At 60.4% G+C, this 16,183-nt stretch carries 15 protein-coding genes and 2 pseudogenes; 10 read left to right on the top strand and 7 right to left on the bottom strand.

Annotated elements, in window-relative coordinates:
- Positions 1 to 384 precede the first annotated feature (384 nt).
- From WN982_RS35070 to WN982_RS35045, 6 genes are all read left to right on the top strand, one after another.
- A complete protein-coding gene (locus tag WN982_RS35070) occupies positions 385 to 954 on the top strand; it encodes a glycine zipper 2TM domain-containing protein (protein ID WP_341316585.1) in 570 nt (189 codons plus the stop codon).
- Positions 955 to 1,373: 419 nt separating this feature from the next.
- Positions 1,374 to 2,069 (top strand): phosphatase PAP2 family protein, encoded by a 696-nt coding sequence (locus WN982_RS35065; protein ID WP_341316584.1) that lies wholly within the window; start codon positions 1,374 to 1,376, stop codon positions 2,067 to 2,069.
- A gap of 256 nt (positions 2,070 to 2,325) precedes the next feature.
- A complete protein-coding gene (locus WN982_RS35060; protein WP_341316583.1) occupies positions 2,326 to 2,601 on the top strand; it encodes a DUF2946 family protein in 276 nt (91 codons plus the stop codon).
- Between the two features lie 6 nt (positions 2,602 to 2,607).
- Positions 2,608 to 2,973, top strand: coding sequence for a DUF2946 domain-containing protein (locus WN982_RS35055; RefSeq protein WP_341316582.1), 366 nt, complete (start codon positions 2,608 to 2,610; stop codon positions 2,971 to 2,973).
- Positions 2,974 to 3,113: 140 nt separating this feature from the next.
- Complete coding sequence (locus tag WN982_RS35050) at positions 3,114 to 4,172, top strand: transporter (RefSeq protein WP_341316581.1); 1,059 nt, start codon at positions 3,114 to 3,116, stop codon at positions 4,170 to 4,172.
- Entirely contained in the window at positions 4,162 to 4,746 is a 585-nt protein-coding gene (locus tag WN982_RS35045) for a TlpA disulfide reductase family protein (protein WP_341316580.1), read from the top strand. The genes WN982_RS35050 and WN982_RS35045 overlap by 11 nt, the downstream gene beginning before the upstream one ends.
- 228 nt (positions 4,747 to 4,974) lie before the next feature.
- On the opposite strand, the pseudogene WN982_RS35040 reads toward WN982_RS35045, so the two are convergent.
- The 6 genes and pseudogenes from WN982_RS35040 to WN982_RS35015 all read right to left on the bottom strand — a co-directional run.
- A pseudogene (locus WN982_RS35040) lies at positions 4,975 to 5,469 on the bottom strand (SDR family oxidoreductase); the annotation flags it as partial.
- 73 nt (positions 5,470 to 5,542) lie between these two features.
- Positions 5,543 to 6,493, bottom strand: coding sequence for a LysR family transcriptional regulator (locus WN982_RS35035; protein WP_341316579.1), 951 nt, complete (start codon positions 6,491 to 6,493; stop codon positions 5,543 to 5,545).
- 157 nt (positions 6,494 to 6,650) lie between these two features.
- A complete protein-coding gene (locus WN982_RS35030; RefSeq protein WP_341316578.1) occupies positions 6,651 to 7,400 on the bottom strand; it encodes an EthD family reductase in 750 nt (249 codons plus the stop codon).
- The gene (locus WN982_RS35025; protein WP_341319520.1) at positions 7,397 to 7,945 is read right to left on the bottom strand and encodes a flavin reductase; all 549 of its coding nucleotides are present in this window, start codon (positions 7,943 to 7,945) and stop codon (positions 7,397 to 7,399) included. Before WN982_RS35025 ends, WN982_RS35030 begins: the two co-directional genes overlap by 4 nt.
- A 35-nt stretch (positions 7,946 to 7,980) precedes the next feature.
- Positions 7,981 to 9,198: an acyl-CoA dehydrogenase family protein gene (locus tag WN982_RS35020; protein WP_341316577.1), complete on the bottom strand. Its 1,218-nt coding sequence runs from the start codon at positions 9,196 to 9,198 to the stop codon at positions 7,981 to 7,983.
- A gap of 73 nt (positions 9,199 to 9,271) precedes the next feature.
- A complete protein-coding gene (locus tag WN982_RS35015) occupies positions 9,272 to 10,609 on the bottom strand; it encodes an MFS transporter (RefSeq protein ID WP_341316576.1) in 1,338 nt (445 codons plus the stop codon).
- Between the two features lie 514 nt (positions 10,610 to 11,123).
- Between WN982_RS35015 and WN982_RS35010 the strand changes: the two genes are divergently transcribed.
- The 4 genes and pseudogenes from WN982_RS35010 to WN982_RS34995 form a co-directional block, all read left to right on the top strand.
- On the top strand, positions 11,124 to 11,357 hold the full coding sequence (locus WN982_RS35010; RefSeq protein ID WP_341316575.1) for a hypothetical protein: 234 nt from the start codon (positions 11,124 to 11,126) through the stop codon (positions 11,355 to 11,357).
- Positions 11,358 to 12,051: 694 nt separating this feature from the next.
- On the top strand, positions 12,052 to 12,837 hold the full coding sequence (locus tag WN982_RS35005; protein WP_341316574.1) for a DUF2182 domain-containing protein: 786 nt from the start codon (positions 12,052 to 12,054) through the stop codon (positions 12,835 to 12,837).
- Positions 12,838 to 12,917: 80 nt separating this feature from the next.
- Positions 12,918 to 13,511 (top strand): DUF1326 domain-containing protein, encoded by a 594-nt coding sequence (locus WN982_RS35000; RefSeq protein WP_341316573.1) that lies wholly within the window; start codon positions 12,918 to 12,920, stop codon positions 13,509 to 13,511.
- 92 nt (positions 13,512 to 13,603) lie between these two features.
- A pseudogene (locus WN982_RS34995) lies at positions 13,604 to 13,705 on the top strand (VOC family protein); the annotation flags it as partial.
- A 419-nt stretch (positions 13,706 to 14,124) separates the two neighbouring features.
- Here WN982_RS34995 and WN982_RS34990 read toward each other — a convergent pair.
- Positions 14,125 to 15,867, bottom strand: a complete 1,743-nt coding sequence (locus WN982_RS34990; RefSeq protein ID WP_341316572.1) for a tetratricopeptide repeat protein — start codon at positions 15,865 to 15,867, stop codon at positions 14,125 to 14,127.
- Between the last annotated feature and the right edge of the window lie 316 nt (positions 15,868 to 16,183).

Below are 16,183 nucleotides of genomic sequence, written 5' to 3'. Positions count from 1 at the left end.
GTCCACCGCGCGTACGCCGGCCGGTTTCAAAGGCGGGTGGTTCATGATGAAACCGGACTACCAGCAACTGCAAAAGCATGCCGACGCAGCCGGCGTCCATTCGTCACGCACCCAGGCCTGCCTTATTACAGAAGGAATCCTTATCATCAGGTGAGTCGACCGTATGGGTCGGCTGTCGAGGCGACTTCGCTTCTGGTCTTGGTCCTTGCACAACGTATCGGGCTGCAGCATCCGCCACAGCGCCCACTGCGTTGAGCGCTCGCAGCGGAACAATTTACACACTGTTACGAGGCGCGGTGAAAATATTCGGCAACACTTGCTTATACTCCATGCCGAACCTCAACTTCGCCAGCTGACATGCGGCGTCAGGACGTCGAGAGCATCATGTACAACACTCAATTTGCCAAACCCATCTTCTACATCGCGCTGTGCGCAGCTTTGCCTTTGAGTGGGTGCGTGGTTCCTGGACCCAACATGCAGTACGGTTCGAATCCCGCGCAGCCAGCCTACGCGCAACCTGTGTACTCCCAGCCGGCTTATGCGCAGCCCGCCTATTCGCAGCCAGTCGATAGTTCAAACGCCTATGGGCCTGCGAACTCCGGTTACGGCGTTCAGTACGGCGTCATTTCGGCAATTCAGCCTCTTGCCTCCGCCAATTCGCTGAGCCCGGGAAGCGTAATGGGCACCGTGGTCGGCGCGGTCGTCGGTGGTGTGGTCGGCAATCAGTTTGGCGGCGGACATGGCCGCGACGTTGCGACGGTAGTGGGCGCGCTTGGCGGCGCGGTGGCCGGAAATCAGATCGCGCAGCAGTACGGTAGTTCGAACGCGAGCGCTTACCGAATCGTTGTTCAACTCAATGACGGATCGTCGCGCTCCTTCGACGTGTCCAACCCCGGCGATCTCCGTCCGGGCGACCGCGTGCGGATTGACGGTAACCGGCTGGACCGTTCCTGATCGACCTGCATGGCGGTATGGCAGGTTTCTGTGCTGCGCTGAGTTTTTCCATTGGCGGGCCAGTCGTTCCGACGCCGCATGCGCTGTCCAGTATTTCCTGCCCCCCGGAGCACTGTGAGTTGCACGCGTCTGCATACTCGCTGATTGGCGTGTGCCCGCGCCAAGATCGCGCGCTCGTATAAATCTGATCGAAATCAGGCGACGGCTAACCCGGCGTCGCGTCTCTGCGTTCCGTCTCGTCACTCAGGACGCGAGAGTCGCGATGGAACTTGTAGTTGTTCTAATCATAAACATTGCCTGATGGCGATGCATCAAAGTAGGCGATCCACGCCAGTGGATCGTGACACACATCGAGCAGTTCGATTCAAGTCGGTTTCCCCGGCGGACTGACTGTTGCACATCGAAACGGAGGTGTTGAAATGAACAGTTTCGATACATGGATCCAGGTTTTCCTGACGGACCACGCTCTTCACTCGGCGGCGATGAATCACGCAATCAGGGTGGTCGCGGGCCAGATTATGTTCAAGGGCCTCATACTCATACCCATCTTGTGCTGGTTGTGGTTCAGACCCAGTCAGCGTACTGAATGGGAGCGTGAAATGATCGTCGCAACGATCGTGAGTGGTCTTCTGTCGCTTGCCGGCGGAAGGGTTCTTGCGTACTACTTGCCGTTTCGGGTGCGGCCACTCTATAACGCCGAACTGCACTTGAACTTTCCGTCAGTCGGTTTGCAGGAAGCCGCAGTACGCACATGGAGCTCCTTTCCGAGCGACCATGCGCTGCTGTGGATGTCGATTGCGACGGGCATTTTTCTCATCAGCCGCCGTGTCGGCGCGCTCGCGCTGCTTTACACGGCCGTCTTCATATGCCTGCCGCGCGTCTATCTAGGGTTGCACTATCCGACCGATGTACTCGCGGGCGCGGCACTCGGCATAGCCATCACCTATATAGCGACCCGGGATGCCGTCAGGGCGCGTTATGCGGCGCCAATCCTGCAATGGATGAACAGGTCTCCCGGGCCAGGTTACACGTTGGCGTTTCTTTTGTGTTTTGAACTGATCACCCAGTTCGACGAACTGCTCCTGTTCTTGCGGGCGGGCTTAAAAGCGTTATGAGCGTGTGGGATTGCCTGGCTGTCGCTGCGCCGGCGATCGAGGATAAGCTGTCGCGGAGCTGAGTCCGATCCACGAACTCAGGGCCGGTTGGACCCGCTAACAAAACATTTGGCATTCCTGGGTGCTGCATATCCGAGAGCGCAGCATACCCGTTCTTTCCCTACTCTTTTGTAGGGCATCTACCCATCTGAGCCGCCAAAGGCGCGCGCGATAATCGCGTATAACACACTAGCCGGTCGGCAACGCCGTCAAGGTCATGCCTAGCCTTTTCTATTCGAAGATTGGCGGCATTCTCAGATTGCTTGCAATCCCGATGGCAATGCTCGCACCGCCGGTCTCGCAAACCCTTTCGGCCGATCAACGTGTGGATCTGAGCGCGGGCGCTTTCTGTTCCGCGCGAAACGGTCCTGCCTTTCAGTTACCCGACGAAGTACCTGCCCAGCCGATCCGCCCCCTTCCATCTGATGGCCCGCATAAGGAAAGTGCTATACAGGCCCGCTTTCCGATGGATAGAATCCTGAAAAATTTTTGACGACCCATGAAGCTCCGCGCCCATAAACACTCAGTCGCATGGCTTGGCCTCATCGCCATGTGGCTCGTCGTTTTCGCGCCGCTCGTGAGTCAGCTGCTCGTTGCGTCCCGCGCCGATGAGCCGGTCAGTGCCATTTGTTCGGCAGTCGACAGTGACGCGCCTGCTGCACACCATGCGTCTCCGGACAAGCTCGCGGCGTGTGGGTACTGCGATCTCCTCGCTCATCATGTACCGGCTCTGAGCGTCCCTCCGGCTGGCCTTTTTGCAACGATACTGCTGGCGGATGCGCAAGTATCGGCGCCGCCCCCGTTTGTCCCTCACGCCGCCGCGTTTCCAGCTGGCCGGCCTCGCGATCCTCCCGTCCTTTCCTAGTCGTCGTTCTTGCCGACCGCTGCTTCAGCTTGCTTCGTGATCAGGCCGTCGCGGCAGTCTGTCTCGTCTCAGGAAAACACGCACGTCCTTCCACCCGAGAAGGGGGGCGGCGCGCATCCGTATCAAGCGGAGAGGAAACCATGTCTACTAACCAGAACGCGCTATTGCGCTACACGCTGCCTTTTGTCATGGGCGTGATCTTGCCCGCTGCGGCCCATGCATGTGCCACTTGCGGCTGCTCCTTGAGCACCGATGCAGCAATGGGCTATTCCGCCACCCCGGGCTGGCGAATCAACATCGAATACGACTTCATCAACCAGAACCAGTTGCGCAGCGGTACCGGTTCAGTGTCGAACACACAACCCGCCAGTATCAATAGCGCCGGTGGTAGCCAGGAGGTGGAGCGCCAGACGATCAATCGATACATCAATCTCGGCATCAGCTATAGCCCCAGCGCGAGCTGGAACTTCAGTGCTCTCATTCCCTACATTTACCGTAGCCACACGACATATGGCAACGCGACGACGGACCAGCTCACTCCTGACAACGTGAGCGGCGCAACCAGTAAAGGCCTGGGAGACATCAAGCTCATCGCCAGCTATCAGGGTTTTCTGCCTACGCACAATCTTGGATTGCAGGTTGGTGTCAAGTTACCCACGGGGCGATATGGCGGTCAGAACGTCGACACCGGCGCAACTGTTGGACACAACCCGGTGTTCTTCTCGAGCGGCCCCAATGCGACCGCAGGCCAGGCGCTCGACACCAGCTTGCAGCCCGGCACCGACAGTACTGACCTGATCGTAGGCGCCTACTATTACCAGGCGATCAGCCAGAACTTCGACGCGTTCATTAACGGCCAATTCCAGTCCGCAATCGTCGAAAATCTCGATCATGCAGGCGCGACCTACCGCCCCGGAAATCTGGCCAGTATGAGCGTCGGCCTGCGCTACGAGGCGAATCCGAAGTGGGTTCCGCAGTTGCAAATCAACGTTACCCGCAAGAGCCATGACCAGGGCACGCTCGCGGATACGGCGAACACAGCGGGAACGGTCGTTTATCTCAGCCCAGGCATCACGGTTAACGTATGGAAAAACCTGGAGGTGTATGGCTTCGTGCAGCGCGCGATATACAGCAAGCTCGACGGTTATCAGTTGTTTCCACGCTGGACCGGTAATGTGGGGATGAGCTATGCGTTCTGACGTATCGCGAGCGCCACTGGTGCATGCAGACCTCGCATCCGCAACATCGACTGCGCGGCGCACGTGGTTGCGTGCGGTGCTTGCATTGTCTCTGGGTGCGGGCGGCCTGAGCTGTCCCTTGGCGACCCGCGCTGCCACGCTGGCCGTTGGTCAATCTGCTCCGCCCCTCGTCCTTCATACGCTCGATGGCCGGAGCATAAGCACGACTGATCTGCTTGGCAAAGTGGTTATTCTGACGTTCTGGGCCACCTGGTGCGAACCGTGCCGTGACGAACTGCCTCTGTTGTCCGCCTACGCCGCGCGCAACGCAGATCGGGGTCTGCAAGTGCTTGGGTTCAGTCTGGATGGAGCCGACGATCTGTCTGCGGTCCGCGAGGTTGCCGCCGGCCTGAGCTTTCCGGTGGGCCTGCTGGGCAGCGCCTGGGCAGGCGACTATGGGCGCATGTGGCGTATTCCCGTGAGCTTCACGATCGGGCGAACGGGCCTCCTGGTGGACAACGGGTGGGATGACAAATATCCCGTTTGGACACCTGAGCGCTTGCAGCGCGTTGTCACGCCACTTCTGAGGCAATAGGTGCGTATATGACAGATGCGAATGGTTCAACGGCAGCGGGTCCATCGATCGAGCTTGAAACGCGGTTGACGATCAATACACGTTCTTGTTGTATGAAGTGAGAGCCGGGCAAGCAACGCGATGCTTGCCGGCCATTACCTGACACCTCACTACCTGCGCCAACGTTCGTTGTGGGAGCCACGCTTCCATTAGAAGAATGCCGCTCCAGTCGCTTACTAACCTGATCGCTTATTTAGTCGTATAACCGCCGTTGATCAGAATGGTCTGCCCGGTAATCCACCACCCGTCGCTGACCAGATGGCGGATGAAGGGCACCACATCCCCTGGGTCGGTCAAACCAGTCGTGGAGAACGGTGAAAGTGCGGCGGCGGTCTTGTGATAAGCCACCGCGTCCGCGCCTTCGGCGGGATAGAAAAACGGCGTATCCATGGGGCCGGGTCCGATGGCTGTCACCGAGATGCCGCGCGCGCCGAATTCCTTGGCCGCCGCGCGTGTGAAATGCTCGACCGGCGCCTTGGTGCCCGCATAGGCGGCATAGAACGGTGTGAACGCGCCGAGCAGCGACGTGACGAGCGTGACGATCTTGCCGTTGTCATTGACGTGCTTGCCTGCTTCTTTGAGGAAGAAGCATGCAGACTTGGAATTTACCGCCGTCATTTTATCGTACTCAGCCTCCGTGATGTCCACGAACGGCTTCTTCAACACCTTGCCTACCGTATCGAGACGCTGTTGAAAGGGCAACTCGTCGGCGATTCGGGCGCAAGCAAATGAAGCCGACAGACGGCGGCGTTGCCGCTCAGCCAAAGGTCCGACGCCGAACCTGACCGTCATCGGCAGGTTTATGGAACATATCGTAGATGGAGTCGAGCAACCATGCGATTCCCGGATCTGCCGAGAATTGGCTGTGGGAATGCACCTGAATTTCGATAGGTGGCAACGAGAAAGGCAACGGGAGGATGCGGAAAGACTTGTTGCGGTTGAAGCGTTGCGCGATGCTCCTGGGGAAAATGACGGCGAGGTCGGTGTTCTGAACGATCTCGGGCGCTACCACAAAATGAGGCAGGCGCAGCACGATATCCCGGCGCAGATTCAATTCCTCCAGCCATTGCTCGACCATCCGGTGTCCGGTTGCGTTTGTGCTTGCGTAGATGTAGCGCAAACCCGCGAGGTCTTCTCTGGTCGGTTTCAGCTTACGTAAAGGGTGACCTGCTCGCACGACGCAGACGTGTTCGTCGACGAATAGCGTCTTGCTCACGCAACCCGAATCCAGACCCGGAACGTAGCCGAGCGCGAGATCGATTTTGCCGCTGCGCATTGCGGCACTGACTGAGTCGACGGAGACATTGGCAATCTCGATCCGGATGCCGCGTGCAGTACGGTCGAGCATCGCGAGAAGCGGAGGCAGGAAATAAAACTCCGACATGTCCGACATCGACACGCGAAATACACGCGTGGCCGTCGCGGGGTCGAATTTCGCGAGCTGCTGTACCGCCACGTTGATGATGCCGAACGCCTGCATGAGCGGCGCATGCAAACGCTGTGCCGCATCCGTGGGTACCATGCCGCTGGGTGTGCGGACGAAGAGCGGGTCGTCGAATAACACACGCAGCCGGCGGAGCGCATGGCTGACTGCAGGTTGCGTGAGTCCGAGGCGTTCGCCCGCGGCGGTTAGGCTGCGCAGATCCGAGATGGCCAGAAACACGCGCAGCAGATTCAAATCCGTAATGCCAGAGTGCGACGTTGTCATGACGTTCGGATCGCGGCAGTGAAGGCGTCTGACGATCGCGTTGCGTCAGACCTGTCTGGCTGTTAAAACGGACACGCGACACTCGCCGCGACAACATCCGGTTCGCGGAGCAGGATGTCGCAGCATCGGGGCGGTTAGGAGTATCTGCGTCCGGCTTTTACGTCCACTTCAGGTTACCGTAAATGCTGCGCATAGGGAAATGCGAGGCCGGCCCGCTGTACGGCGGAAATGCGTCAAAATCCTTCTTCATCAGCGCACGTACCGGCGAGGCCAATGCCGCGGCCAGCGCCGCGGGATCGTCGAATACGACCTTGTTCCGCTGCATTGCTACCGCCCGCGGAATGTTTAAGCCGGTTCGATAGTCGACCCGCGTATAGATTTCCAGCTCGCGAATGCCGGGGAGCTGTGCCATGAGCGGCGGATGATGCGTCATGTAGTGCGTCAACCATGCATCGAAATCTTGCGCTTCTCCTTCATAACCGACGAGATACGTGCATTTTTCAGACTGATTGCTGGACTCGTGGACATTCGGTATGGCGAACTTTCTCACCGCCATGAGTTGCTGCTCGAACGCAAGGTGGTCGTGGGCGGCATTTATCGTTTGGTCCACGATCCCGTGTATCGCACCGCCGCGTTGCAGCACCGTTTCAACGCGATCGAGATCATCGAAATACCACTGCAGCACACAGCATGGGCTCAAAGCATGTTCTGTTGATGGAGGATCGCTATTTGCCGACTGCGCCGACTGCGCCGGCTTCGCTGACTCGACGGGGCGATGGATCACGAAGCGCCGCAGTCCTTCCACGTTCTGGGACGCCGCATGGATCAGCGATAGATCAATGTCGCGCCGCTCCCGATGCGTGTCATTGCGGTGGCCGATAAGAAACAGGCAAACTTCCACGTTCACCTCGCAGCACTTGCGGCGACGGACTGCGCCGCTACTTCTGGCCGCGCAAGGCGGTGGAACCGCCGGCCGAAGTAGATGAGTCCGTCGCCGCCCGATCTGATCGAAACGTGTCTGATTTCCGCGAACATGACCGAATGCGATCCGACACTCTTGAGGTCGACAATCTCTCCTTCGAGACTTGCAATCGCATGCGAGAGGACGGGTGCCGCGTGATGCCCGATCGTCCACGCATGACGTGCAAACCGCTCGTCCATCGGACAGGCTGTCATTCCGGCAAAATCGCGCGCGAGGTCCTGGCATTCCGCAGTCAGCACATTGATGCACACGTTCCGGTTGTGATGAAGAACATCGTGTACGTAACTGGCCTGGTTGATACATACGAGCATCGTCGGCGGAGCATCCGTCACGGAACAGACGGCGCTTGCGGTAATTCCGCAGCGTCCGCGCGGTCCGTCGGTGGTGATGATGTTGACGGCCGCCGGCAGGCACGCCATAGCGTCACGGAAACGCCGCTTAAAGTCTTCTTTAGTGTCTTCGATAGTCATGTCTGTCCCGTCGCTTTCATAGGGCGTGAACGGCATCAGGGGTACGGCGTAACCGGGGCGATGCCCGCAAATAGCGCACCCGATGCATCGTATGTGCCTTCTCCAAGGAACGCGTGCTGTGTCACGACAATCGAGTCGCGCACCAATCGCTGCAACCGGCTCTCGCGGTAGATCGCTGCGATGCCGGCCAACTGATACGCGTGCATGACGACCTCTGCACACAGCTGGGCGGCGTGCGTCGCACTGAGCCGCATCAGATTGGCCTGATCCTGTGTAACAGAATCGCCGGCGACGATCGTCTGCCACGCCGACTCCGCGGACTCGTAGAAGAACGCGCGAGCGCCGCGCCAGTTGGCCTCTGCTTTCGCGAGACCGGAGCGGTAGTAACCGCGGTCCGCGAGACGCGGGGCGCCGGTGGTCGTTCTGGTCGAGCCGGACATGCCGGTGAGCAGGTCGAGCGCTGCGCGCGCGAGGCCGATGTTGACGGCGGCGTGCACTTGCGCCTGGTACGCGACGGCGGGATAGCGGTACAGCGGTTCGTCGATCAGCGCTTGCCCACCGCGAACGAACGTCCATTGCGCATCGACGAATTTGTCGCGAAGTCGCAGATCATGGCTGCCGGTGCCTTGCATACCGACGACGTTCCAGTTCTCGACGATCTCGACCTCGTGCGCGGGGAATACAGCGGTGAACGGCCTTCCTGCCCCAGTGTCACCCGAATTGGCGGGCGTGCCGCCGATCCCTACGCCAATCCAGTCCGCTCCCTTGCAGCCGCTTGCAAATCGCCATTGTCCGCTTACCATAAAACCACCCGGCACTTTGGCTGCAGGCTGCAGCGGATAGAGGCCCCCGGCAAAGACCTGATCCGGTCCTGTTGCATAGATATGCTGCTGCGTTTCGATTGAGAGTGACGCGAGATAGGTATTCGCCGACCCGAATGCGGCGACCCAGGCGGTCGAGCCGTCGGCGATTGCGATGCGCTCGAGCATGTGCAGAAACCGCGGCGGCGGCAGCGCGTCTCCACCAAAGCGGCGAGGAGTACTCGCCCGAAAAATGCCCGCGCGCTTCATCTTCGCAATCATGTCGCGCGGAACATGCGACAGCTGATCGAACTCATCCCTGCGACGCTCTATTTCCTCGATCAGGACATCGAGCGTTATGGGACCCGCGTACTCCGGATACAGATCGGCCTGACCGACGACGCGAGGTTCATAGGCGTACGTGGAAAGGCTGGCACTTTGGAGGTTTTGCATGATGATAAGGTGTAGGAATCAATTAATCGATCCGTCTGGCGCGGCGGCGCCTCTGCGCTGCCGCTCGACGGTGTTAAGCGTTTTCTTTCGCCTGAAGTCTCAAAGCCTTCGGGAAAGTCTCGGGTGCAAGACAGGTCGCCAGCACGGTGATCAGTCCGAGAACAACGAGGTAAATGGCGACTGGCGTCGCGCTACGGTAGTGAGCGAGCAGCGCGGTAGCGATCATCGGCGACAGGCCGCCGCCGAGTACCGACGAAATCTCGCGGCCGATGCCAAGACCGGAGAAACGTAGATGAACGGGCAACAATTCGCTGATGAAAGCAGGCTGAGCGCCTTCGAGGATACCCAGCGTGATGCTGTTGGCGAGGAGGAGGGCCACGATGACTTTCCACAGCACGCCCGAGCCGAGCAACAGGAAGTAGGGGTAGGCGACCAGAACCATGGCGATTGCTCCGGCGAGATAAACCGGCTTCCTGCCGATTTTGTCCGTCACGTGGCCCATCACGAGCGAAACGGGGATCATCAGCAGCATCGACACAGTCAATCCACCCAGCATCCAGCTCGATTTCAGGCCGATAAACTGGCCGTATGCAATCGAGAAGGCGAAGAAGATGTACGACGCAGCGCCTTCGCCAAAGCGCAGGCCGAAAACAGTCAGCACCTGACGCGGGCATTGGCGAAGCACTTCGATAATCGGCATGCGACTGTCCCGGCGCGTGGCCTTGATCTCGGCGAACTCGGCACTTTCGTCCACGGAGCGGCGCATCCACAGTCCGAGCGCGACTAACACGGCGCTGCACACGAACGGCACGCGCCAGCCCCAACTTTGAAAGTCGGAAGACGACAGCGTCTGGACGAGCAGGAACGCAACGGTGGAAAGAACGAAACCGAATGCCGCGCCGCACGGACTCCATGCAGCCAGTGCGCCGCGTTTCGATGCGGGCGCGTTTTCATGGATCAGCAAAATACTGCCACTCCATTCTCCGCCCGCTGCAAGACCCTGCACGATGCGCAGCAGGACCAGCATGATTGGGGCGGCGATGCCGATCTGCTGATAGGTCGGCAGGAGACCCATGCAGACGGTCGCGCTGCCCATCATCAACAGCGTCAGCATCATGACCGCCTTGCGGCCGTACCGGTCCCCGATATGGCCGCAGAGCACCCCACCAATAGGACGGGCGATGAAGCCGACCGTAAAGCCGCCGAACGCCGCAATTGTCCCCGTCAGCGGATCGCTGCCTACGGGGAAGAACAGCCGGCCGAACACCAGTGCGGCGGCAGTTCCATAGAGAAAAAAGTCGTACCACTCGAGGATTTGGCCGAGCACTGCAGTCGTTACCGCGCGGCGAACTGTGCTGGTCGGACGCAAGTCGGATAGGGGAGCAAGGGTAGCTGTCGCGTCAGGATTCATGGCATTTGGCAGGGCACGAAGTTGGAGGTCCAGCCGCTCGACAACACAGATCGGCAGGTGCGGCATGCGAACCAGGCAGGCATGTCGGAACAATATGAGCGCGACAAAAGACGGTCAAATTCAGGACAAAAATGGGCGACATGAACCGCGTTCATGACGCCGCCGCGCGGCGGGCCGCATGCCCGACACGCATCGGCAATTGACGTGTGCGCGACGCTGGCCGGGCGGACCGGGAACGGCCGTCATGTCATCTGAGATTTACCTGGGCAGACCTGTTGTTCGAAAACAAACAGTCACTGGGAGATATGTTTGTCATAGCAGGACATCTTTTTTTCTCCAGCCCTTCGGAATGCTTCGCAATAGCTCATGCCAAATATTTATTTTCTTTGTTTTCATGCGGTTAGGCGATTCTTCGCGGCCCGCGATCTGAGAGTGGCACACCCTATGCGTTTGTGCCTGTGAGCGCAACGAATAGTGCTCTTTCCCAAACCGAAGCAAACCCAGGAGATTTACCATGACCTCGCTGATGATCAAAGACCTCGCACACGCCGAAGAACTGTCCGTCAAGGCCCTCTCCGCTGTACGCGGCGGCAGCAACTACAACGTCGCAAACGTCAACGCTGCGTATGGTGGCGGCTTCGCCAGCCCGGCCGTCGTGGTGGCGCCGGTCACCCAGACCGACACGTACACGAAGGTCGATATTCCCACCATCCAGAATTTCGGCGGCCTGCAGCTCGTCAAGGCATGAGTTAGAGGGACGGGAGAGCTGCGCCGACGGGATGCGGTCCGATCCTCCGACGTGCGCTCTCCGCGATGTTCACAAGCGAGAGCTGCTCCGACAGGAAATGGCGCGTCGATCGGTTCTTGCATGCGAATAAAAATTTCCGGCAATGGGATTCGGTTCAGATCCGAATCGATAGCTTCATAACAGGGGAGCACATTGTCGAGGTCCGGGCGGTTGGTCCAATCAACGTAGTTCGTTATCCTCCCGAACTATCCGGACTTGTCACTGAGGTTCGGATTCAAAAGCCCTGCCCGGCCACTTCCGCGTTCGGATCGCGCGGCGCCACGGGGAAATGCCCCAAACATAAAATGTTTGCTGTAGCTCGATAGTTAATTAAGGTCGATTCGCAAGCCCGCATAGGGCCCGAGCTCTGGAATCTGCTACCCTGGTATTCGCGCGAAAATCTAATGGACTCCCAAGGCGGCAAAACCGGCGCGATCCCGGCCCAGATGAAATACGCATGGACTTTCCCGGGTTCTTTGCATATATCTTTGTCTATAGTCCTTCGCTTGACCGATTTCGAGTCGGGCATCGGTACGTGACGTAGTTGCTGTAACGCACCTCCCGCCCAGTTCGCGCCGACCATGAGGCGCCGTACCTATCTTTCCCCACGCCCGGGCTGTCGATGCCCGCGTAAGCGCATCGCAAAGAGAACGCCATGTCCCACCCTCGCGCTTCGGAGGCGTCCGGCCGACCGGTTGCCGTCGGATGGGCAGTCCTGGCTAAGCGGGAGAACCTTCTTCCGGGCACCGTGCTCCTGCTGCTGACGGCGGCGAGTTGGGCCTACACGGTCCGGCAAGGCCGCGCCATGGACGAGATGGGCATGGCCGGACAAATGGACAGCCGCATCGTGTTCTTTCTCGTGGCCTGGGCAGTGATGATGGTCGCGATGATGCTCCCCGCCGCGCTGCCTCTGATGCTGCTTTATCGGGCCACCACTCGCGAGCGCCCAGGACGCCCCGGTGCGTGGCCAGGAATGGCCGCGCTGCTCATGGGCTATGTGGTGCTTTGGACCGCTGCCGGGCTGCCGGTGTACGCGTATCCGTGGATCATCGACCACATGAGTGAAGGGGGGGCCATTGTCCCTGGCCTGCTGCTGATCGCGGGGGGCGTCTATCAGTTCACGCGGCTCAAACGCAGTTGCCACACGCGGTGCAGCAACCCGCTGTTTTTCCTGATGCAGCACTGGCGGCCGGGCGCGCGCGGCGCTTTGCGTCTCGGCGTGCTGCATGCGGCCGACTGCATCGGTTGCTGTGCCGGCCTGATGGTCGCGCTGGTCGCGCTCGGTGCAATGAATATGGTGTGGATGCTCACGGCGGCGGTCATCATTTTCATCGAGAAAACCTTGCCCGGCGGCCACCGCGTCGCTCCGCCCCTGGGAGCAGCGCTGATCGCGGGCGGGCTCGCGATGCTGGCGATGCCTTGGCTCGGCGGCATCCCGTAGCCGGAAGGGAAGGCGGCGACACGGCTCGCGAGCGAGAGCCGTGTCGCGTTCGACAACAAGCGAACCTAAGGAGGCATGCTATGGCTTGGCATATCGTGGGAACCTACTATGCACCATGCAGTTGCAAGGTCGGCTGCCCTTGCATGCTGGGTGAGATGGAAGGCGATCAGGTCTGGTGCTCGGGCGGCCAGTGGGTCCATATTGGTAGCGGCGATGTCGACGGCGTCGACGTGGGCGGCGCCAAGCTGGCGTGGGTTGCTGACTGGCCCAAAGGCTTCCTGGGCGGGGAGGGCGTCGGGCGCATCTACTTCGACCCCGCCGTTTCGGCGGCGCAGCGGGCCACGCTCGAGCCGCTGTTCAAGGGCCAGCGGGGTGGCGTCTACGAAGTCGTCGGGCAACTCGTCAAGCAATGGCTGCCGACCCAGGAGGCGCCGATCGACATCCAGAGCGGTTCGGACGAGACGCGCATCACGGTAGGTAAAATCGGCGTGGCGTTCGCCAAACCGCTGCGCGGTGCCACCGGCGAGCTCACGCGCCTGCTGCACGGCGCAGCCGCCTTCCGCAACGACATTGGACTTGCCAACGGCAAAGGCACTTACTGGCGCGATCCCGACATGCGGCAATGGGACAGCCTGGGGCACGCGGAGATTACCGAGTTCGACTGGAGCGCATGACGGCAACCGATAGGAGCCAACCACCTTGCGGCGGCGCTCCGATGGGCTCAGACTGCTGGGTCGCAACCGTAAGGATGCGGCCCGTTTCCGGTAAACAACGGGCCGGCACCTATCTGCACAACGATGGCCGGAGAGTGTATTTCGACGATCCCGATGGTCATTTGCTTGAGGGCATGACCCGCCCTTATAAATTGGCGCCTAAAGGTTTGGCGCCTAAAGGTGCACAAACGCGTTGCTCCTCTAAAGCGATGCTAATCGTTTTGTCGCGACAGCCACAAGAAGCGGCGCATCAATGTGGCCTCTCGAGCGGGCTGGCGCGTCGCTCATCGCGCGCCGGCGACGGCGTTTGTCGACGAAACGGCATGGCCAAGCGACAGGTAGCTCCGGTTGCATGCGTTGCCTCTAAATATCCCCTTGCCGCGTATTCCGCCCGTCATAGTGCCGTCATGTTGCTCACGACAGACAGCAGTCGGCCATGAAGCGTCGTTCGCCTCTGCCGGCATTCGGACATCTGGGCGACCGCTTCGCTTAGACAACCGACCTTCGCGCGTTGATCAGATTAAATCGACTGCACTTGCGAGCATCGAGCGCTAACAATCGTCTTGTCCGCGCTCTATTGCGCCCGCGTCGAATCGGTCAGTTCATCCGCCTCGCGTTTCATTTCGTCGGCTTCAGCCGAACGTTGCGTGCGGCTGAGCAGCGTGCCCAGATTCCGCAAGGTGCGTGCTTCATCCTGCCGCCAGGTCAACGGATCGTCGTGTGCGAGTTTGCGGTAAAGATCCAGCGCACGGCGCCACGCGTCTTCCGCTTCGCGCGGCCTGCCCGTGCGGCTGTAGAGCACGCCCAGATTGTTCAGTATCCGCGCCTCGTCAGGCTGGTACGCGCCAGGCGCATTGCGCGAGAGGGCGTGAACGATCTGCAGCGCCTGCTGATACGCCTGCAGTGCCTTGGCCGGCCGCTGTTCGGCGCGGTAAAGCACACCCAGATTGCCGAGCGTACGCGCCAAGTCGGGCTGGTAAAGCGCGGGGCTTTCGCGGGCGAGCTGTTGGCGGATCTTCAGAGCTTCCCGGTAGGCGTGCTCCGCTTCCGGCAGCCGCTCGCTTGCAATGTAGAAGTTCCCGAGGTTATTCAGCGTGCGCGCAAGCGCCGGACGCCAGGCGGCGGGATTGTCGTGTGCGAGTGCGCGCTGGATGCCGAGCGCTTCGCGATAGGCGAGTTCCGCGTCGTGCGCGCGCTGTGTCGCGCTGTAGAGGATGCCGAGGTCGTTGAGCGTCGTCGCGACCGCGGGCCGGTACATGGCCGGGTCCTGTCGGGCCAGCGCGCGGTCGACGGCGAGGGCTTCGCGCCACGCGTCTGCTGCTTCCTGCAGACGTCGCGTGTCGCGGTACAAGGCTGCGAGGCTGTCAAAGGTGTTAGCCACTGCGGGACCGTAGCCCGAAGGGTTCACGCGCGCGAGCGCCCAGTAGATTTCGAGCGCGTGCAGCCATGCGGCTTCGGCTTCCTTCTGCTGCTGCCGCATCACATACAGACTGCCAAGCTTGCCGAGCGTACGCGCGATGGCGGGCTGCCACGCGGCGGGCTTCTGTTGCGCAAGCGTCCGATACTGGGTCAGCAGCGCGCGATACACCGGCTCCGCGCGCTCGGGCTCGTGCTGCACGAGCAGTGTGTCGGCGAATGCGGTGGCGATGTCCATATCGTTGGGTTGCAGTGCATGGGCCTTCTCTAGGTACGGCAGCGCGTTCCATGGCATGAAGCGAAGCAGTTCGATGCTCGCCGCTTCGTAGTTGCGCGCCGCGGATAGCTGGGCGGTGCCAGGTGCGTTAGCAACGAGCCGCATCAGCAGCGCGGATGCGTTATCCAGATCGAGGCGCCTCGCTGCTTCGTAGATCTGCAGTTCGGTGCGATCCGCGCTGCGTGTGATCGACATCCTGCGCAGCAGATCTTCATAGCGTGCGTTCCATTTCGACGCTTCGGCTGCGAGGTCGATATCGGTGCGCGTCCTGATCTGCGATGCGAGGTTTTCGAAGAGCGGTTCGAGGTTGACGAACGCGGCGTCGTTTGTGGGTTCGCCGTGGTCTGTCTGCGAGAAGACCGCGTGCAGCATCACGTTGGCCGCTGTCGCCAGCGCAACCCGTTGCGTGGCGGAGAGCCCGTCGCTCTTCACCGCGCGGTTCAGGCGTTCAGTGAGGCGCGCGAGCGCGGGCGCGGAGACAGCGCAGCGGGTCCGCACTTCGAGTCCATCCTTGACGTCGACCTCGGAGAACGACGGCAAACAAGCACCGGCCACCCCCGCAGCGGCGCATGCCGTGGACAGCGCGGCCATCGCGATGCCGGACAGAATCTTGCCCGTACTCATTTCCAGTCAGGTCTGCAGGGTTACGGCACAGTGTTGCGCGGCGCATCGCTTCACCTGGAACTCCGCAATGCCATCGCGTGTACTCATTCTATCGAATACAGTTGAACTATTTCGGTGGGATGTAGCGCCGCCGTGGACCGAAAAACGATCGCAAGCTGTTGATTGTCCAGGCGGTGCGTTCTAACGTTCCAACGAATTCCGGCTCCCCGCACCTGCTGCCGGGAAACGGAGTTAGTGAGACTACGGCGCTTTTTCGGAGGCTGAATATCCGGGTGGACGTTTCACCAATTGTGCCAACCGACCCGCCGACCGCCTT

The sequence above is a fragment of the Paraburkholderia sp. IMGN_8 genome (assembly GCF_038050405.1).
GTDB lineage: Bacteria > Pseudomonadota > Gammaproteobacteria > Burkholderiales > Burkholderiaceae > Paraburkholderia.
The sequence above is the reverse complement of the archived record's forward strand: the minus strand, read 5'-3'. Positions and strand labels throughout refer to the sequence as shown.